Source organism: Gallicola sp. Sow4_E12 (assembly GCF_052116305.1).
GTDB lineage: Bacteria > Bacillota > Clostridia > Tissierellales > Peptoniphilaceae > JBQKLI01.
Window position 1 is genome coordinate 147,477 of record NZ_JBQKLI010000002.1, and the last position, 19,952, is coordinate 167,428.

Annotated in this window: 21 protein-coding genes; 6 read left to right on the forward strand and 15 right to left on the reverse strand. The window is 34.9% G+C overall.

What is annotated here, in order from left to right:
• Positions 1-105 precede the first annotated feature (105 nt).
• The 4 genes from ACTQ46_RS01905 (at position 106) to ACTQ46_RS01920 (ending at position 4,379) form a co-directional block, all read left to right on the forward strand.
• Positions 106-756 carry a TetR/AcrR family transcriptional regulator gene (locus ACTQ46_RS01905; RefSeq protein WP_441747099.1) on the forward strand — a complete coding sequence of 217 codons (651 nt, stop codon included), beginning with the start codon at positions 106-108 and terminating at the stop codon, positions 754-756.
• Positions 753-1,637, forward strand: a complete 885-nt coding sequence (locus tag ACTQ46_RS01910; RefSeq protein ID WP_441747101.1) for an ATP-binding cassette domain-containing protein — start codon at positions 753-755, stop codon at positions 1,635-1,637. The genes ACTQ46_RS01905 and ACTQ46_RS01910 overlap by 4 nt, the downstream gene beginning before the upstream one ends.
• Positions 1,637-3,235, forward strand: a complete 1,599-nt coding sequence (locus ACTQ46_RS01915; protein WP_441747103.1) for an ABC transporter permease — start codon at positions 1,637-1,639, stop codon at positions 3,233-3,235. Before ACTQ46_RS01910 ends, ACTQ46_RS01915 begins: the two co-directional genes overlap by 1 nt.
• 289 nt (positions 3,236-3,524) lie before the next feature.
• A complete protein-coding gene (locus ACTQ46_RS01920) occupies positions 3,525-4,379 on the forward strand; it encodes a DegV family protein (RefSeq protein WP_441747105.1) in 855 nt (284 codons plus the stop codon).
• A 141-nt stretch (positions 4,380-4,520) separates the two neighbouring features.
• Here the strand turns inward: ACTQ46_RS01920 and ACTQ46_RS01925 are convergent, their stop codons facing one another.
• The 3 genes from ACTQ46_RS01925 to ACTQ46_RS01935 all read right to left on the reverse strand — a co-directional run bounded on the left by ACTQ46_RS01925 (position 4,521) and on the right by ACTQ46_RS01935 (position 6,257).
• Positions 4,521-4,718 carry a TetR/AcrR family transcriptional regulator gene (locus tag ACTQ46_RS01925; protein ID WP_441747107.1) on the reverse strand — a complete coding sequence of 66 codons (198 nt, stop codon included), beginning with the start codon at positions 4,716-4,718 and terminating at the stop codon, positions 4,521-4,523.
• 30 nt (positions 4,719-4,748) lie between these two features.
• On the reverse strand, positions 4,749-5,309 hold the full coding sequence (locus ACTQ46_RS01930) for a putative ABC transporter permease (RefSeq protein ID WP_441747109.1): 561 nt from the start codon (positions 5,307-5,309) through the stop codon (positions 4,749-4,751).
• A 297-nt stretch (positions 5,310-5,606) separates the two neighbouring features.
• On the reverse strand, positions 5,607-6,257 hold the full coding sequence (locus ACTQ46_RS01935) for a DNA-3-methyladenine glycosylase family protein (RefSeq protein ID WP_441747111.1): 651 nt from the start codon (positions 6,255-6,257) through the stop codon (positions 5,607-5,609).
• A gap of 743 nt (positions 6,258-7,000) precedes the next feature.
• Here ACTQ46_RS01935 and ACTQ46_RS01940 point away from each other — a divergent pair.
• Complete coding sequence (locus ACTQ46_RS01940; RefSeq protein ID WP_441747210.1) at positions 7,001-7,333, forward strand: transposase; 333 nt, start codon at positions 7,001-7,003, stop codon at positions 7,331-7,333.
• Positions 7,333-7,977: a DDE-type integrase/transposase/recombinase gene (locus ACTQ46_RS01945; RefSeq protein ID WP_441747112.1), complete on the forward strand. Its 645-nt coding sequence runs from the start codon at positions 7,333-7,335 to the stop codon at positions 7,975-7,977. Before ACTQ46_RS01940 ends, ACTQ46_RS01945 begins: the two co-directional genes overlap by 1 nt.
• 23 nt (positions 7,978-8,000) lie before the next feature.
• Here ACTQ46_RS01945 and ACTQ46_RS01950 read toward each other — a convergent pair whose 3' ends face one another.
• From ACTQ46_RS01950 to ACTQ46_RS02005, 12 genes are all read right to left on the reverse strand, one after another.
• Positions 8,001-8,435, reverse strand: coding sequence for a transposase (locus ACTQ46_RS01950; RefSeq protein WP_441747114.1), 435 nt, complete (start codon positions 8,433-8,435; stop codon positions 8,001-8,003).
• A 120-nt stretch (positions 8,436-8,555) separates the two neighbouring features.
• Entirely contained in the window at positions 8,556-8,831 is a 276-nt protein-coding gene (locus tag ACTQ46_RS01955; protein WP_441747116.1) for an IS3 family transposase, read from the reverse strand.
• Between the two features lie 189 nt (positions 8,832-9,020).
• Positions 9,021-9,182, reverse strand: a complete 162-nt coding sequence (locus tag ACTQ46_RS01960; protein ID WP_441747118.1) for a hypothetical protein — start codon at positions 9,180-9,182, stop codon at positions 9,021-9,023.
• 483 nt (positions 9,183-9,665) lie between these two features.
• On the reverse strand, positions 9,666-10,613 hold the full coding sequence (locus tag ACTQ46_RS01965; protein ID WP_441747119.1) for a YbgA family protein: 948 nt from the start codon (positions 10,611-10,613) through the stop codon (positions 9,666-9,668).
• Between the two features lie 18 nt (positions 10,614-10,631).
• Positions 10,632-12,047 carry a cryptochrome/photolyase family protein gene (locus ACTQ46_RS01970; RefSeq protein WP_441747121.1) on the reverse strand — a complete coding sequence of 472 codons (1,416 nt, stop codon included), beginning with the start codon at positions 12,045-12,047 and terminating at the stop codon, positions 10,632-10,634.
• 74 nt (positions 12,048-12,121) lie between these two features.
• Positions 12,122-12,904: a hypothetical protein gene (locus tag ACTQ46_RS01975; RefSeq protein ID WP_441747123.1), complete on the reverse strand. Its 783-nt coding sequence runs from the start codon at positions 12,902-12,904 to the stop codon at positions 12,122-12,124.
• Positions 12,905-13,048: 144 nt separating this feature from the next.
• Positions 13,049-13,273, reverse strand: coding sequence for a helix-turn-helix domain-containing protein (locus ACTQ46_RS01980; protein ID WP_441747125.1), 225 nt, complete (start codon positions 13,271-13,273; stop codon positions 13,049-13,051).
• Positions 13,274-13,415: 142 nt separating this feature from the next.
• The gene (locus ACTQ46_RS01985) at positions 13,416-13,790 is read right to left on the reverse strand and encodes a hypothetical protein (RefSeq protein ID WP_441747127.1); all 375 of its coding nucleotides are present in this window, start codon (positions 13,788-13,790) and stop codon (positions 13,416-13,418) included.
• A gap of 96 nt (positions 13,791-13,886) precedes the next feature.
• Positions 13,887-14,465 carry a hypothetical protein gene (locus tag ACTQ46_RS01990; RefSeq protein WP_441747129.1) on the reverse strand — a complete coding sequence of 193 codons (579 nt, stop codon included), beginning with the start codon at positions 14,463-14,465 and terminating at the stop codon, positions 13,887-13,889.
• 21 nt (positions 14,466-14,486) lie between these two features.
• Complete coding sequence (locus ACTQ46_RS01995) at positions 14,487-15,548, reverse strand: hypothetical protein (protein WP_441747131.1); 1,062 nt, start codon at positions 15,546-15,548, stop codon at positions 14,487-14,489.
• Positions 15,548-18,802 (reverse strand): DEAD/DEAH box helicase family protein, encoded by a 3,255-nt coding sequence (locus tag ACTQ46_RS02000; RefSeq protein ID WP_441747132.1) that lies wholly within the window; start codon positions 18,800-18,802, stop codon positions 15,548-15,550. The genes ACTQ46_RS01995 and ACTQ46_RS02000 overlap by 1 nt, the downstream gene beginning before the upstream one ends.
• On the reverse strand, positions 18,799-19,752 hold the full coding sequence (locus ACTQ46_RS02005; RefSeq protein WP_441747134.1) for a hypothetical protein: 954 nt from the start codon (positions 19,750-19,752) through the stop codon (positions 18,799-18,801). Before ACTQ46_RS02005 ends, ACTQ46_RS02000 begins: the two co-directional genes overlap by 4 nt.
• Positions 19,753-19,952: the final 200 nt, after the last annotated feature.

Sequence of the window (19,952 nt, forward strand, 5' to 3'; positions counted from 1 at the left end):
CCTTAAGGATCTAAAGATGTTTAAATCTACACCATAAAACCATTGACCGATCCAGTCTATTGTAGTATGCTCTATATAAACCAAAATGGTTTATGGAGGTATGATATGTACGAAAAGTTTTTAGCCCTTGATGAGAATAAAAGAGACATTATTTTAAGAGCAGCACTGCAGGAATTTGGGAAATATGGATATAAAAAAACATCTGTAGAACAAATCGCAGAGTCGGCCGGCATCTCAAAATCTATGGTTTTTCATTATTTCGGCAGTAAATTAAGCCTTTTTGAATTCTTAGCATCTTTTACAGCGGATTTTGGAATTGGGATTTCAGAAAAATTCTTGGAAAATATAGAGGATTTAGATTATATCGGCCAGTATGAACGTGCCGCTAAAATAAAACTTAAAGCTTATAGAGATAATAAAGAGGCTTTTGATTTTATCGGGATGCTTTATTTAAATCCAGAAAATACACTTATTTCTACTAGGATTAAGGAAGAATTTGATAAGAATATAGAATATAGAAATAAGATATTAGAAATTCTATCCAGTTCAAAAAACGACAACTTTTTCAGAACGGATTTAAATATTGATTCTTCAAAAAAATATATTAACTGGATCATAGACGGTTATTCTGCCGAACTGACTCAACGGTTAATTGGTGAAAGCATAAGCCATAAGAATTTCGATGAAGACTGGAAAGATTTCGACAAAATGATACTAGATTTAAAAAGACTTTTTTATAAGGAGAAATATCAATGAGCGTAATTTCTTTAAAAGATGTTAGTAAAAACTTCGGAAAAACAGAAGCTCTAAAGGGAGTTTACCTTGAACTTCAAAAAGGAGAGATCCTTGGGTTTATAGGGCCTAATGGTGCTGGAAAAACAACAACTATACGAATTATCCTCGGAATCTTAAAAGGCGCAGGAGATTCAAAGGTTTTTGGACTCGACCCTTGGAAAGATGCTATAGAAATTCATAAAAATCTTTCCTATGTACCCGGGGATGTAAATCTTTGGCCGAATCTTACGGGAGGCGAAGTGATCGATTTATTCTTGAAATTAAAAAAACAGAAAAATTCCAACTATAAAGAAGAGCTTATCGAAAAATTCGATTTTGATCCTCGGAAAAAATGCAGAACTTATTCAAAAGGAAATCGGCAAAAAGTCGCCTTGATCTCTGCTTTAGCTGCTGATGTCGATTTGTATATCTTTGACGAACCTACATCCGGACTGGATCCTTTGATGGAAAGTATATTTCAAGAAGAAGTTCATCGAATAAAAAGGGAAGGAAAAAGTATTCTTCTTTCTTCTCATATATTATCTGAAGTAGAAAAACTCTGCGGCTCTATCAGTATTATAAAAGACGGAACCATTATCGAATCCGGTCCTTTAGCAGAATTGAGGCATTTAACGATGTCTAAAATAAAGGTAAGAACTAGAAAACCCTTGTCTGATTTCGAATCGAATCATGCAGTTCACGATTTTCATATAAACGAAGGTTTGACAGAATTCAGTGTAGACGGCAAAAACTTAGGGGAAATTATTTCCTTAATCAGCAAATATGATATTTTGACTTTGGAAACACAGCCTCCTACCCTTGAAGAATTATTTATGAGCCATTATGAAAGGACGATTCAATAATGAAACATATCTTTTATAATACTGGAAGCATTATCGGTTTCATTTTAAAAAAAGACAAAATCAAGATTTTAATCTGGATCATCGCTTTAATTGCTTACGGGGTCGGTTTTATCCCTGTATTTCAAGGAATACTAGACACCTCTTCAAACTCTCAGGTTTTAGTGGACACGATGAAAAACCCTGCGATGATCGCGATGATAGGCCCCGTCTTTGTAGAAGACAGCTATACTATCGGCTCTATCTATGCGAATTATATGATGGTTTTTTCAGCCTTAATCGCCGGAGCTATGAATATCTTCATCGTCTCAAGCAATACTAGAAATGATGAAGAACTAGGAAGGACAGAACTCCTTCGGGCTTTACCTGTAGGAAGACTTTCTAATCTGTCAGCAAGTTTAATCATCGCCTTTTTTGCAAATCTAATCCTTTTACTAGCTACAGCTATAGGGATGTATTTTATTTCCCCTGATATTTATCTAAAGGGAGCGATTATCTTTTCAGCTGGAATTTATGGATATGGATTTCTCTTTGCCTGTATCGTCTCTTTGTTAGGAGAAATTTTTACAAACAATAGAGCTGTAATGGGTGCAGGTTTTTTCCTCTTGTTTTTAAGCTATATTTTAAGAGCAGTCGGCGACGTTTCGATGGAAGCATTGTCTTTAGTTTCTCCTCTTGGTCTTGTCACAAGAACAGAAAACTTCGTCAACGATTATATATGGCCCTTTTGGATTTTGCTCCTCGAAATAATCCTAGTTGCACTTCTTTCATTTTTCTTTGCCAAAAACAGGGATCTCGGCAGCGGTCTCATTCCTGAAAGAAAAGGAAAATCTTCGGCATCCGTATTTCTTTCCGGGATAAAAACTTTTGCCTTTCGAATCAACCGCAGCGGCTTTCTTATTTGGGCTTTGGTCATTTTTATATTTTCTGGAATGTATGGCTCTGTGTTTGGAGATTTGGAAAACTATATCAATTCTTCTGATCTTTTGAAAAACATGTTTAATGTACAAGGAGTCCACTCTTTGACAGAACAGTTTATTTCTTTGCTTATGGTGATTATGGCGATCATCACAACTATACCTTCCCTCGCCTTTCTTCACAGAATAATCAGCGAAGAACATAAAGGTTTGAGCGAAGAAATATTAACAAAACCAGTCTCCCGTTATGAATATTTGTTTTCCTTTTTTATAATCTCTATATGCACCGCCTTTATCCTGCAAGTCTTAGTAGCATTAGGATTTTGGTCTGTAGGAAGGATATATTTGGAAAATATACCCACTCTGGAAATATTTATAAAAGCAGCTCTTCTATACGTCCCTGCTATATGGCTTATGATCGGAGTCTCAACCTTTTTAATCGGCATCACTCCTAGATTTGCTTGGCTGAATTACATCTTTTTATGCTACAACTTTGTGATCGTCTATTTAGGGGATATGCTGGATTTCCCGGACATTTTAGGAGATCTTACTCCTTTTGGAAATGTAGTTTCCTATCCTTTAGAGGAAATTACTTGGGGAGCTTCTATTCTTATGACCGTTTTGTTTATTCTATTGTCTGCAGCAGGCTTTATCGGATATCGAAAACGCGACCTTATGAATTAGAACAACCTTTCTAGCTTTACAACAACAAAGTGCCGGAGACGAGTAAATCTCTTTCCGGCACTTTTCTTTGAATTATATTATCTTTTAAAATTCGTTCCATTACCCCTTTCTATCAGTAAAGGTATGCAAAGTATAATTATCTTGATTATAGACTTGTTCCCGCTTTTTCGCTTTAGAATTGAAACTTCTTCTAGTAAGTTATAAAAACATTCTTTTTTCATAGTCCTATATGATACTATGAAATAAACGTAGTTCACGATACTTGCAAAATAAACCTTGGAGATAAAATATGAGTCAATTCATTCTAGTTACAGAAAGCGGCGCCGATCTGCCGCAAAAATATATCGACCGCTTTAACATTAAAATCGTCCCTATGTATGTAAATTTTGGAGAAAACACCTTTAAAGATTCCGACATAAAAGCTGAAGATGTTTTTGATTATTATGAGAAAAACAAAATTTTACCTACTACCTCCGGATCAACCCCTAACGACTTTACAGAAATCTTTAGAAATATTAACGTAACCTATCTCGATGCAGAAATCATATATATCGCCTATTCCTCAGTAACAACTGTTTCCTTCAACTCTGCGAGAATTGCTGCCGAGGAGTTTTCAAATGTTCATATGATCGACAGTAAAAACTGCACAGTAGGTCTTGGGACAGTTGTTATCGCTGCCGCAGAATATATAGAGAATAATCCCGGCGCAGAAGCTCAGGATATTATTCAATTTGTAGAAGAAATCAGAGAAAGAACGCGATTTGTATTCTTGCCCTACAGCTTATTGTATTTAAAAGCTGGAGGAAGAATTTCAAATGCCTCTTATATCGGAGCGATGCTCTTAAAAATCTACCCCACGATCAATCTTGAAAACGGGTATCTGGTCGCTGGCTCAAAGTATCGGGGTAGTTTCAAAAAAGCCTACAAAAATATGATCGATAAATTTTTCAGCCGTTTTGAACTTGACCGGGAGACGATCCGCCTTGTAAAAGTGCACGGCTTAGAGAAAAAAGATATCATTGAAATCGAAACGATTCTAAAAGAACAAGGCGTAACGAAGACAGAATGGGTAGACGCCGGTGCGGTCATATCCTGCCACGGCGGACCTGGAGCAGTAGGGCTGGCAGGTATCGAAAATAAATAATGTCCAGCAGCAACAAAGTCCGCATTCCTTTATTCATTGATAAAAACTATTCCCATTGCCAAAACGAACTTTCCGCTGCAATAGGAATACTTTTTACATCTTTATACCTGTTCTAACAATGATCTCTCGACAAATAAAAAGTTAAACTTTATTCCATAAAGAGATATGATGCATTACCTTATACTGATAATGCTGATAAAATGTATTTCTGCTTATTCTTGCCTTTTCGCATAACTCTTTTACTGTAATCTTTTCAATACTCTTTTTTTCAAGCAGCTCTAAGAAACTATGCGTAATATTTTCTTTTGTTTTAACCACTCTTAAATCTATCTTTTCCATTTCTTCTCCCAGTACGTTTTATAGCCATTTCTATGCTGCTATAAAAGAATAAATCATATCTAACAGAATTAAAAGTAGAATCACTCCTGCGATAATCTTTGTTTTCCTTCTACCTATTTTCTTCACGATCTTTTCGAAAAAAGGTTGTACAAAATACAAAAACAGTACTCCTCCTAAACCGAATCGAATACTGGGACTAAGGGCAATCCTCCCTTGAAAATTAAAGTCATAATCTATATAAGTCTGCCAAGGCCAGCTTCCCATAGTCCACTCTAGTATATAGCTTGTGAGAAGTTCTAGAAATGTTGCCGTAGCCATAGTCAAAAGAAAAACAGCCGGAATCAGAAGCAGCTTCTTTTTAATAGGCTTATTTCGAATCAGCCTATACCATAATAATACGAATACAATCCCCCCGACCCCATAGATCGGCAGCCAAGGTCCAAATAAAACTCCCCTGTTGCTAAATCCCCACCGATAAATAATAACTTCAAGAATGGTTTCATATAAATAACCAATCCCTGCATATCCAAAGAAAAACAAGATATATTCAAAGATATTGTATACATGATGTTGTTTATTGTTTTTAATCATCTTAGCACCTCCTTTGTGTCCCTGTTTATGGAAATTATAGCTGTCACATAATTCCAGTCTTTTCTAGTTCCTATCTATGTACCCATTTTGCTCCTGCAGATAGATATAGAAGCTGTTTTAAAATTGCACTGGTAAAAACTACTTAAAAAATAAAAGCACTTGCACGATGCAAGTACTCTTCAGAAGAAGAAATCGGTCTTTCTTTTATTTCTTTAAAGTATAGAGTAACTATAAATACCTCTTCTACAGCTATTTAACCAATCTCAAATCCCGATATTCCCAACTCCTGCTCTTAATTTACTTTTTAACCCTCTTTATCCCCGGATCTTTGACCTCAGGAAAATCTCCTTCAGCCAGTTCCCATAGGTAAAAACTCGCAATAGACCCATAGGGTGAATAGCGTTTTCTATATCTTTCAAATTTTGCTTTATCTATTTTTCTGTGGCGATACAGCATTCTCATTCCCCGAAGTATCGCTAAATCTCCATAGCTGAGAATATCCGAACGCTGCATGCTGAAGGTCATAATCATTTCAGCTGTCCAAGGACCGATACCCTCTATCTTAGACAGCTCTTTAATGACTTCTTCATCAGACATCTCATGCAATGCTGCCATACTAAAGGATTCCTCATAGATTTGCTGAGCAAAATTTAATATATAGTCTGCTTTTTTAAAGGTAATACCGATAGACTGGAGTTCTTCTCTTGAAAGGCTGAGAATTTTTTCTGGACTTATTTTTCCTAATTTCTCTTTTAACCGATTCCATATCGTATTTTGAGCCGCCATAGAAATCTGCTGCCCGATAATATGTCTTACAACAGATGAAAACACATCCTCATCTACTGGGATCTCCAAATATCCTACATGATCTATAAGCTCTCCAAGTTTTTTATCTTTTGATTTTAAATAGTCTAACTCTTTTTCTCCATACTGAAAAAGCAATACCATCCCTCCGTTATATAATGTGGTGTAGTGTTTATATCTTATCTTACTATTAGTTTTCTGAATATGTCCTGCTTATTCTCTTATAACTCTATTCTTTATCCAAGTACAAAGCAGAGTATTCATTTTAAATATCCTTTAGCTGAATCTATCTGTCGTTCTTGTTCTTTTTTAATTGCATTCTCATTGTTTTTATATAATATTTTACAATGTTAATAGCATAATCCGATGCAACTATTGCTTGATATTTAATAATTATACTTATAACGATTAGACATTATTCTATTCTCTGTCCAAAAGTCCCACACTTTCCACATGTTTTGAGAGGTATAGATAGCTTTCAAAAATGAATAGCTTAAATATCTTTAAAAGATTCTTATCTGAGGAAATATGTCCACGGCGTAATTATATATGTGGAAACATATCAATTTCTTGTCTACTCTATCACTGAAAACAATAAGAAGTTTAGAATTTTGAATAATACATTTTTTCTATCAAACAATATAGTTTCCTATACTTTGCAATTTGATATACATTACAAAAATATAGCTCTGATTAATCTTCTAATAGCTACGATACTATTATAGATTGAACCAACAATTCAACTCGTTTAATAAATTTAAATTCTCTCATTGACGTTACACCTTATCCTTCATTCTGATGTTGTACAATAAAAATTACCACCCTATTCTCAAGGATTTTGCTATATAATTCAATGATGAATAGGAGAACTCAAAATAACAAAAAGAATCACAAAAACTTATGACCAAGAATTCAAATCACAAGCCGTTAAATTAGCGCAGGAAATTGGTGGGTACAAAGCTGCTGAGGAGTTAGACGTTTCAGCAGGTACTATTTATACATGGATCAAGGCTTTCAAAGAAGGACGATTGGCTGCAAAAGCAGCTGTTCATACTCCAGAAAATGCCCTGACTCTCAACGAGAAACTTATTACTCTTAGAAAACAACTAAAAGAACAGGATAAAGAAATTCGTCGTTTAAAAGAAGAAAATGAATTTCTCGAGGAAGCAAGCGCTTTTTTCGCAGCCAGCCGTCGGAAGTCAGCAAAAAACAGAGATTAATGTTCATCGCTATTAAAACAGAAGAAAGCACACTTAAAGGAAAAATCTCGTTCTATTGTAAAAGTCTTGATGTTACAAGACAAGGCTTTCATAATTACTTAAAATATAAGAATAGTCCTTGGAAATATCAGTCTCTTGCTGATGCTATGTTAGATATCTGTGCTGAAGATGAATGCAATGATACTTATGGGCGAGTTCGAATGCATCAGGCATTGGAACAAAAGCAGCCTGATGGCATCAATGTTCCAAGTGAACGGACCATTTACCGAGTTATGGAAGAAATTGGCATCAGCCATAGGCCAAAGAGAAAGCCAAATGGAATCACAAGAGCCGATAAAGAAGCCAGAAAATCAGTTGACCTGATCAAGCGTAACTTCACATCTGATAAACCTCTGGAAAAATGCGTAACAGATATGACTCAGGTAAAATGCCTGGATGGTAAACTATATGTATCGGCTATTTTTGATTGCTTTGATTCTGCAGTATTGGGATTAGCAATGGATACAAACATGAAAGCAACTCTTTGTGAAAAAACGCTGGAAAATACCTATAAATCACATCCCGGAATCCGAGGATGTATCATACATAGTGACAGAGGCACGCAGTACACTAGTGGAATTGTCAAGAAAAGTGTAGTCATATAAACTCACTAAATTTCCTTTGATGGTTATGCTGCCAGAAGTTGTTCTGCTGACAGCTCTCTATATACAGCAGGAGGATATCCTCCTGGGTTTGCAGTATAGACTCTGATTCGATTGTAATAGGTAAACACATACTTGAAGATGATGCTCTTGACATCCTCTCGTTTCATCTTATAGGTAGGGATGCAATAAAGTAACTCCTTCTTCAAGGTAGCAAAGAAGCTTTCCATCCTTGCATTATCGTAGCAATAATCCACACCGCTAAGACTTTGCGTCATTCCTAGGTTTGATAATTCCTGACGAAAGGCATCACTGGTATACTGACTGCCCCTGTCCGAATGAAGGATAGTCCCATCTAGTTTATATCGATGTGTAACAGCCTTAAGAGTATACAGACAGAGCTCTTTCTTCATGTTGTCTCTCATAATCAGGGTTAGTATTTCCCCATTAAAACAATCCAAGATGGGAGAAATCTACAGCTTTCCATCCAAGCATTGTATCTGAGAGATATCCGTTAAAAGCTTTTACAATGGTTTTTTCGAAGAAAAATCCTGTTTCAGTAGATTTTCCTGTTCTTGGATCTAAGTAGTAGGGTGCGTGAGTCCTTTCGGTTTTCGGCGCGGTTTATGCAACCATCCATGCTCGCGCATGATCCTTGTAATTCTACAGATTCCTGCTTTTAGGCCACGTTGTAGCAAAGCCAACTGCATCCGCGGAGCACCGTAATTGTCATTAAATGGAGATTCGTTTAAAATATCTTCCATTTCTGCCGAAAGAATAGCATCCTTGTTTGGACGTCCAATCATTTTTTTATATTTAAAATAACCGGATGTACTGACCCCAAGAATGTGACACATCAGTTTGATTGTCCAACGTTTGCTGTGACGTTCATAGATGAAAAGGTAGCGCTGATGAGCTCTTACTTCTTTCGGCGTACGGCGAAAAAACCGAGTGCCTCCTGTAAGATCTCATTGGAATGTTTGAGTTACGCATTTTCTTTTTCCAGCTCCAAAATACGCTGCTCTTTGTTATCCGCAGATATTCTTTTATGGCCACTGCCAACATAAGTATCTGCTCCATATTTTTTTCGCTGATTTCTCCAAGTGGAATAGTATAGTAAGGAATTCCAGTTGATTTGCAACTGCTTTTACGCCGATTTCATCAAAGAGTTTAACGGCCTGTTCTTTAAATGATTTTTCATATTGCATGTTGTTCTCACCTTTCTATGTGCTTTGATAATAACATATATTTGGTGAGTTTCATGACTCTACTTTAATGTTAGCACTCCACTAGTGAGCTCTACCGAAAAGCAATAAGTAAATATGGCATTCTCCAAAGTATGAATAGTGCAGGTGGCAGATGCCATGATAATGCACAATGCGAAAGCATGTGGGCAAGGCTGAAAGAGGAACTTCTCTATAATCGCTATGATACCACTAAAATGAAAGTTGAAACTGTTAAAACTCTCATCTGGAGATATTTCATCAGCTATTGGAATAACAGGAGAATCTGCTCTACCAACTGAGGGTTACCTCCTATGGTTAAGAGACATCTGTACTATATCTCATCACAGGGTGTTGCGTAGTTCAAACATCCTTGAGTCAAAAGTGTAAAGAGATATTAACAATATCATTCTGAACTGATTTCATTTATATTTCTGTATAAATTTTGTATTTCTAACCTGAGACATCTTAAAGCTTACCACTATCATTTAATGAAAGTAATTCTTCTGGAAACGGCTCGAATATAGTTTGTCCTAACAAGTATTCAATATTATATTTTATAGAGTAACCTTTTAAAATACTCGCTATGGCAGATTTGTCAATCTTTCCATTTCTGTATTTTTCCATTAATTGTAAGATAAACACTTTTTCTTCTTTGCTCGCGAAGTTTGAGAAATACCCAAATATATGTTGATAGGCATTAATGTAATTCTTTTTAGAAGGTAGGTTCAAAAATAATTTTACCATTTCATTAAAGTAATTATCTAACACTATATTTGTTTCTAATTTTTCATGATTTGCAACAATTAGCCCTAATTTGTTTTTTAATGTTTGATTATAAGCAAAGTATAAATATTTATTTTTTGCATGATAATCCGCTAATTTTTTTATAGATTTACTTTGTGCCATTTTTTTAAAATTAAAAATCGCATATAGTTTTGTAAAAAAATGCTCTCTTATTATCAGGTTTGTTAATCTCCCTTCTTCTTCAATTGGCAAATAAGGGAAATGCTTTTCCATTTCAGCCGCAAATAAACCCTTACTTTTTCCGATTACAGGGGATTTTTCCATACCCGAGTATACTTTAACATCTTTTATCCCACAAGATGGTGATCGTCCTTTTAATATAAGTCCATCTATATCGGAAATATCTTTAAGAATATCTTGGGAATATTTTTTCATATCATTCGTTAAATATTTTTTAGATTTAGGTTGAACTAATTCTATACCGTCATGCACTTTAATTAAACGCAGACTTTCTCTTGGTAATCCTAAACCAATTTCTATCTCAGGGCACAGTGGAATAAATTCAATTTGATCTTTCATTTTATCTAATAGATCGAATTGTACAATAGCACCATTATATCTGCAATTCTCAAAACCTAAACACTTACTTATTAAGATTTTTGGTTTCACTTCATTTCCTCCAAATATTTATATATTAAACATTTCTAACGCTTTTTGTCTTTGCGTTTTATGATCTACGATAGGGCTTACATACAATTTTTTTATATCAATACCGTAGTTTTCTTCTAGCTGTTTCTTAAATTTAAAGGGTTCATGTATATATTGTGTTGGAATATCTTCCAATTCCTTTACATACCTTTTTATAAACTTACCTTCAGGATCGTACTTCTTACTTTGAGTGATTGGGTTAAAAATCCTAAAGTAAGGGACTGCATCAGTTCCTACAGATGCAGCCCATTGCCACCCGCCAATGTTAGAGGCAATATCATAGTCTATGAGCATTTCAGAAAAATATTTTTCGCCTAGCCTCCAGTCAATCAGTAAGTCTTTAATTAAAAAAGAAGCGGTAATCATTCTAAGACGATTGTGCATCCAACCTTCTTCACTAAGTTGGCGCATTGCTGCGTCTATTATAGGGAATCCAGTTAGTCCAGATTTCCATTTTATAAAATTTCCCTCATCATATTCCCAATTAATACATCTATATTTTTCAATTATCTCTTCATTGTGCTGATTTGGATGAAAATAGTATATCATATTATAGAAATCTCTCCAGGCTAGCTCTTTAATAAATATTTCTTTTCCCAGAGAAAAAGGCATCATTGTTGCAGCATTGAATACTTCTCTGACAGACAACTGACCTGTTGTTAAATAATGCGATAAATGACTTGTTCCATCAAGAAACGGATATTCTCTATTTTCGTTGTAACTACAAAGTTTCGCGTTCATAAAATCAGCAAGGCATTCTCTAGCATTCTCTTCTCCTATAAACATAGAAAAGTCATTATTCAAAAGACTTCTTAATTCAATAAACTTTTCTTTACCAATAGGGTCTTTTTTACTGAAATCGCTTAATATAATCTCAGATAGTTTAGCATAATCAATATTCTGTTCTTCAGGTTTTTTGCTACCCATCCATTTATTATAATAATGTGTAAAAACTTTATAATGAGAATTGTCCTCTTTCAATACTTTGTTTGCTGAGTGTAAATGATGGTCATAAAATGAGAAAACTTCAACGTTTTTTCTTTTTAGGAATCTATTCAACTTTTGTTCTTGAGATTTCCCATATCCGCATTCAATAATATTATAATATATTTTGTCTATGTTACTAAATTCATTGAGAAGTGTATCAAAACAAGTTAAAATTTCTCCATATAAAAAATAAATATCCAGACCTTTTTTTAAACAACTTTCATAATAGCTATTCAACGAAGAAAAAAAATAAGCATAACTTGTCGTTTCAATCTTTATTAGCTCAGGATCTAAATGATATATAAATATAAGATTTTCATTATCTTTTATGTCATTGATAGCACTAATAAGCGCGGTATTATCATGAAATCTAAAATCATTTCTTATCCATAAAACAGAATTTCCCACGTTGCCCTCCTATGCCTATTCGTTTAGGCTTGTATTTTATTATCTTATAAAATATGTTAATAGAAAAACTAAGTTTAAGTGGTAGGAATAATTTTGTAATTGTTTTTATAAAATCTAAAAATTGATATCATTATAAGTAAAATCATCCCTACTATAGATGCTTTTTCTAATATAGGATACGAGCCCGAAAAGCCTTGGCTTGATTTAAGAAAATTATTGATTCCAAAATAAGCCCAGGCTATCGGTAAAGGGAATACAGCGTTTTTATTTTTTACGTTGACTAGAAATACAATCACTACAGCTACTATTAAGATTGTAAAAGCCCACAAAGTGTCAGATATTCCAAATCCATTCCAGTTGAGTTTAACCAAAGTTGCAGACATGTTTACAACTGTTGCTATAAAAAGCCAACCGGCATACATTCCAAATGATAAAGGTATTATAAAATGCCCTTTAGATTTTAATGATAATAATTTTTCTAATATTAATGATAGCGAAAATAAAAAAGCAACAATAAAAATAACTGACAATTCTAATTGTAGATAAGAAAATGATATAATCCATAGTATGTTGAATAAACTGGAAAAGCGGAAGAGCGAAGTAATTCTATTTATAACGTTTTTATAGTAATCATTATCACTTCTAATTACCATTATAATACATGATAAAATTACAAGAATATAAATTATGCTCCAAATACTGAATGTAGTTGGGCTTGGTGTTATCAGGGTCAAATATCTGTCAGATACCTTTTTTTGTGAGTAGCCATTGATTAGGCCGAGGGCTCCGAGGGCATTTATTACAAGTGTTAAAAATAATATTAATATATTTATAATTGCTTTTTTTCTTTCTTTCATTTTTATACTCCTATTCATATATGTTTTTTTGATAAACTGAAAATAACTATTAATTCCTTTTATCTATATTGTTTTATATTTAGACAATTTTATTATACTCGTGCTTCCAGTTCTTTTGATTAATCCATAAATTGATTGCCTCCTTTATTCATTAGATATATTTATTTCATCTCCATCTGGTAATATAAATGCCTGCACAAACTTGACACCTAGTACATCAGCGATGGCCTTCAACTCATCCAAGGTTACCGTTTCTCGTTGTAATTTTTTATTGAAATTCTGTGGAGTCTGGCCAATACGTCTAGCAAGTTCGGAAACACTTATATTCATTTGCTCACACAGTTCTTTAATCATTTCTGCCGTAGTCATACAACACCTCCAAGTTTACGCTAAGAATATTATAAACCATTTGGTTGATAAACACAATAGTTATTAAAATATTATTATAATCAGCAAGCAAAAGAAAACCCACAACTCTACTTCAGAGTCATGGGCTATTTACTTCTGATTTTCATATTTCCATTTCAATGCCAGATTTGAAGGATATGACGAAGTGTTCTTCATAGACTGTAACACTCTGGATTATCTTCCTTACAAGCTTATCATCATATTCTAAGGTGCGGAATTTGTTCTTGCGGATAAATTCAATCAGCTCATTGATTCGCTCGTTCTCGCCACTGAGGGAGGCATCTTCTACTAAAAGGAGCTGTCGCTTGTCTCTCAGCTCATCAATCTCATCTGCTAGATGTTCATAATCTTGACCCTTATTAGCCAGCTTGATGAGTTCTTTTTGCTTTTCCTCCAGTAAGTTGTTAATCTCTGAAATTTGGTATTCTGTGGTTTCGCCAATCACAGCATGAATATTCTCTTCCAGTGTCTTTATCATATTGTTCCCACCTGCAAGTAGCTTATTAATTGCAGTCATTACTGCACCATAAAGTTCATCTTCTTTTACGGTTCGGTTCTTACATACCTCAGGACCCTACGGAGTTAATCTAAAGCAACTCATGTCAACATTATTGCTATTAAGCCACGCAACTGCCGACAATGTCTGCTCATCAAAATCAGACGCCACCAAGATGATCCTTTGCTTTTCATTGAAGTTCTTCTGTGCATCATTCACCCGAAGGAACTCATTTAACTTACGAATACGAAGTTCAAATGAGGTTAACTCTCCCGGTTCAAACTCACTTCTATATTTTTCAATGTATGGAGCGTAAACTTTTTTCACTAAATCATCGATTTTATCTATTGTTGCGTAACTAGCTACATATCTTATTGCTTGAAATTCAAAAGCTTCTTTGCGATGTTCAATATCTTTTCGGTCCCTCTTAATTTCAATTAGTACAATATTTCCGTTGTTATCGACTGCGGTCAAATCACTTCTTCCATTCTTCTCATTTCTAACTTGTCTACCGACAATGAGCATAGATTCTTCTTCATCACAGATCATATCAATACTGTTTCTTAAAACTTCCTCTATATCATTTTCAGTCATATTCAGTTCTGAAAAAGTGACCGGTTCAATCCTGGCAGCTTGTTTCCCTTTAATACTGTACATGTTCTACACCCCCAACATATTCTAATCCATCGCTTTCACTTTACTCTCAATAAAGTTAATTTCATTTTGGCCCAGACCATATTTTTTATATAACTGTTGGTCAATTTCAGGAATAGATTTCGTCCAATCAATATCAGAATCAGAGGTAAAGTCTTGCATCGGAACTTTTTTCCATTTATCTGGAGCTGTATCTTGCGTCATTTTTAGAACTCCTAATAAAGCCCTAGAAAATTTGGTTTTCACATATTTCTTTAAATTATTCGCCTCAATTTCAGTGTTAAATGAGCCAAATCCTAAAAAGGTTTCCGTATAACCAACTTCGGGCGATACTACAAGAGGTTCTGTTATTCTTTCACCAAATCCTGCCGTTACTGCTTTTGGAATCAACACTTTATATTTGTCTAAGTTTGAATGTTTCAACAGAAAATTTCTTCTTATATATCGGGTAGTTCTTGTCAATCCATCAAGCCCATATATCAATACATCATTATCTCTACTTTTTTCGTTTTGAAATACTTCAGGTAATGATTTAAAAATGTTTGTCCTAAGACGCTTCTCTTTTCCATTAGACTTAACTTTACTTTTTAATTTCTGATTCCAGTCATAAACCTGTTTCAAATCAAACTTGTTTTGCAGGTATATATGGCTAAATATAGACTCAAAACTAGAAGTGATTTCAACTTTATTAGATATATCAATTAATTCTTTCGGCTTACCAAAAAGGTAATCATCAATATACAACTCAACTATTTGAGGATCTTTTCCATTGCTATAAATTAACTGTTTACCGCTTAATCCATTATCATATCCATGTTTCCAATGAATTATATTAGTATATTTTGCGCCGTTAATTCCTGGAAATGCATCTTCAACATTATCAATTGAAATAATTTGAGTATCATGTTTTACTTCCTCGTTGTTTAATAACGATAACCCATTTTTATTTTTGGGAAGTTGCCAACTTGTCGGAAAAATAAGTGAAGCTTCATCGCCAACACTTATAGCCATTCTGTAAAAATTAGCATATAACTGATACGCTCCATCTTGATATGGTGGATTTCCCACCACTACATCAAATTTCATTATTTATTACCTCCAAACAATTCATCACATTTCGCTTCAAAATCACCTTCACCACGAGCAAAAGGCGTTGTATCTAGATATACCACGTGGGAATCATCAATATTTTTCGCATTTTCATCAAATCCAAAGATGAAATTTCGTGCGATATTATAGATGATTTCACTTGGCGCAAATCCATAGACTTGGTTTTCAAGAATGTGCTTCAAGCGAGAATCTTTATCAGGAATTTGATCTTCTAAGCCGACATACAAACGTTTCACGATTTCTGTTAAATATAAACCTGATTTGATGTATAAATCAACAAATGTCTTATCTGGGTTCCTAAAATCTTCTGGACTTTCTTCCTGTAACTTATCCACCATCATCTTTACTACTTTTTTCGGTGTAAAGATTTGGTTGGTTTGTTGCGGTGGAATGTAGTCAAAAATATCCTCTTCTTGACTTTCATCAAAGTAGTTAGCCAACACTTGACGTTTATGCAGGAACTCCTGACATGACTCATCAAATACGATTGGATCAAAGAAATTATACGTATCACGCAAAGTACGAAATTGATTTAAGGTGATGCCGGTCACTTCTTTGAAAACTGAATTCGTGATAGTCGTGTCAAAGTTAGCAAGCGTTGTTGTAGGCTCACCGTAAGCCATCAAGAATGATGGGATTGTACGGGAAAAACCACGCAAGCGCGCACGGACATCATCTTCAACTGTATTTTTCTTCTTCTCTTCCGCTTTTTGAAGCACTGTTTCAGTTGCTTTTTGCGTCAATTCCTTAGTCTTAGTTTCAACAGTCGCAACAACTTCTTTCTTGAAGTTTTCTTCGATTTCTTGTTTCTTAGCTTCGTAAGTTGTTTTTGCTTCTGCTACCTTTATTGGGTCATTATGCGATTCAGCAACCACTGACTTGTATTCCACTTCAGCTTCATTATGTTTGATTTCAGCTTGCCTTTGAACAGTTTCAACCTCACGTGCGATGACATTAGCACTTTGTTGCACAACTTGTTCTGCTGCGCTAGCCGTTAAACCGTTTTCTTTTGCTAGTTCTTTCACAGCATCTTGTGTGCTTTGTTTGAAGCTAGTTGCAACCACACTTGATAAGTTGTTAGCCGCGTCATCTGCTGCTTTTTCAACTGTCGCTTTGATATCTGCATAGACTTTTTCGCCAAAATGAGCTTCTGTTCTCGCTACTACAATATCTTGTTCAACAGTTACTTCACCATTGTCATCAACTTTTACATCCTTGGTATCAATCGGATCGTCCGTCTTACGTGGCACAGTCTTCCCTTGATCAACCGGATTTAATTGCTCAAGGATTTCACGCGCCCCAGCTGAAGCGAATATTCCTGAAATATTTTGGAATAGCAAGTTAGACATGAATCCACGACGAACAACCTCTTGTGCCTTAATTGCCTTTGGAATAGTTAAGACTTGATTCACATCAAGCTCGACCATTTTTCCTTCATTATCTTCTGCAATGACAGGGAAAAAATTTAACAAGGTTCTAATGTTATCTCTTCGGTCGTCGGTTGTCCCACCACCGTTTGACGTCTTACGCAATAGGTTATTTGCAAATTCATCATAAATAGTAAGTGTACGTTCTGGCGCAAAGTCGAAAACATAGGCATTTTCCTTTTGATGCATTTCACCATTTACTTCGTACTCCCATGGATTTTGAGCACGAAATGCCGCTTGCATATACAGACTTGGTGATTTCATATTTGATAGCATGAGTACTGCTGTCCACTCTGGCACAGTCACACCAGTCGTTAATTGACCAACCGATAATGTTATAGTTCGGTCATTTTCTGCAATTGCGTCTCTAACACGATCAAGTGACTTTTGATTGATGATTTGGTCATCAGTTGTTCTACCATCACCTGCAGCAAGAATGATTTCGTAGCTATCAAAAACCCGATGATTCTTAAGTAATTTCTCAAGAGCCTTCGCGCTAGCTACGCGATTTAATAACCAAAATGTATGTTTTAATTCAGCGCGTAGTTCTTCTGTAGAAAACGGGTACTTCTCATTATGAGACAGAGAATCCAACCATTTCTTTATATCTGCTTCGTAGATAAACTTCCCTACATCATTGGTTTCAAAAAATTCATTTAGATCAAAGGCATAGTCAATGTTCTCGCCATCAATTTTTGCACCTTTATTTACTTCATCAGTGATCATTTGACTCATCTGATAAGAAAACAAGCTTAAACGAGGCATTTTTTCGTAGGGATTATTTTCTTCAGACTCTATTGGCCAATCGGCTTTTGCCTCTTGTTCATCAGCATATATCCAGTTATAAATTTGATCATCTGAAAACTTACCTGATGCAACTGCTTTAAATGGCGTCCCCGATAAATGTAGTGTGAAATTACGATTGATATTTTCAAACGCGATATCAGTTTTTAAAGTGTCAACCCCTTCATGAGATTCATCGATAACAAGCAAATCCCATTCTAAGTCTTTCACCCATTTCAATTTGTCGTGGTTTCCACCAAATGAAATCGCTCCTTTTAAATCTTGAAGTGAAATAAAGGCCAGCATTTTATTCTTGCCATCCATCATCTGTCCTATAAATTCATCTCGATCCATTACTGGACGATCTTTCAAGGAATCACTAGTAGAAACAAATGCATAGTCCGTTTGCCATGCAATGAATTTTTCAAAATCATCAAACCAAGAATTTGCAATAGCTGGTCGGTTGGTTACGATTAAAACTTTAGCCGCATCAAGTTTTCTTATGAAATCATACGTTGTGAGTGTTTTACCAAATCTTGGTTTAGCATTCCACAAGAATTCACCACCTTTATATTTTTTTGCATAATCAAGCGTCATATTAACAGCATCTTCTTGCTCATTTCGCAAGGTATACTGTAATTTTTCCTTTACCTGACTTCTCTCATTATTACGAAAATCATTAAAATCAGCATGGGATTTTTCTGGTGTCCCATTATAGAAAAACCACTCAGTATTAGTGCGCTGTTCAATATTTTTGTACCTACGCAAATAAGTGTGCAGTTGTTTGTCCTTAAACCAATCATCAGACGTATTGAACTTTGCTGGTTCAGACCACAATTTGTCATAAGCTAAGTTAATAGCCGCCGTTTTTGTTTGCTCCTTAATACGTTCATCAACATTTTTACGTTCTGTATAGCCGATTTTTACCCACCCATTATAGTCTTGGATAGTTGGCAACGTATAAGCGTAAATTTTCGGATAAATGATTTTAGTCGTTTTAATAACTGTATTATCACTCATATCAACCTAACTCCTTTATCAAAGAATTCCATTTTATTCGTTACCCAGTTCATGATTTTTACGCGTTTTCCTGGCTTTATCCTCCATTGTTCCTCTGGCTCTTCATAATCAAAAAGTGATATTTGTACTTCAAGAATCTTTTCGCGTTTTTCCGTTAATGGGATGATATACTTCAATCCATCCATCTGAAAAAGATTGTAACTGATGATTTCTGCTATATCTGCAAACAAACCATAAGTTGGTCCTTCAAGCCATTTTTCAAAATAATAATCTCTGTATGTGTAAAGAAGGTTTTCCCTAGCAATTAAAAGAGAGTCCCCATTCCACTCAAAACCATAACTTGATTTATACGCTTCAACCACTAAACGTTGCCATTCAGCTTTATCGTCAACTTCTGCATTGATACGTTTAAGTTTCCTATCGACAAAGCCAACCCGTTTAGTAAGTGGCACTATTTCACCGGTTTCCATATCATAGCGAGTCGCCATATAAGGTGCTTCACCAGCTGTAATCTCTAACCAAGTCCGCTTGACATACGTTTCCAAATCATCGTTTATATAATCTTTTTCAATCTCATCATTTTGCTTCTTCACAATCCAGATAGGTGTGAATACCTCTGCTTTTGATTTGGTTCGTTCTTTTTGCATCTCTTTAGATTTGAGAGCACGCGGTTTAATAATATTTCCCATTCGTCCTGTTACTAATTCAGGTAACATCTGAGCAGTTGCCGCATAAGATTTTGAGCCGAACTTCACATAATTTTCGTTTGCCCATATAATATTTTTTTTCTTCTTAGAAGTTGATGTGGTTCGATCAATTAACAAAATATCCAATATGCCAGGCATTTGTTCACGTATTGTATTTTCAAGAATATCGGTCGAGCTAATTGAATCGATATTTCGATCTTTATTTTCTTCAATTGAATTAATCATAGTATTTCCTAAAATCAAATAGCCGCCTCCTTTCGCATGGTTTAATCATCTCAACTACAATCTTAATTATGATAGTAGATGTCAAAAATTCTCCACCAGGTTTTCCTTCAACGCTGGCAAACTGTTCTCTTCTTCATATTCATCTCGGTCTTCCTCAAAGCCTCCACCTTCTTCAATAAGTGCATTGAATTTTGTTTCGAATTTATCGGCCGCTTTTC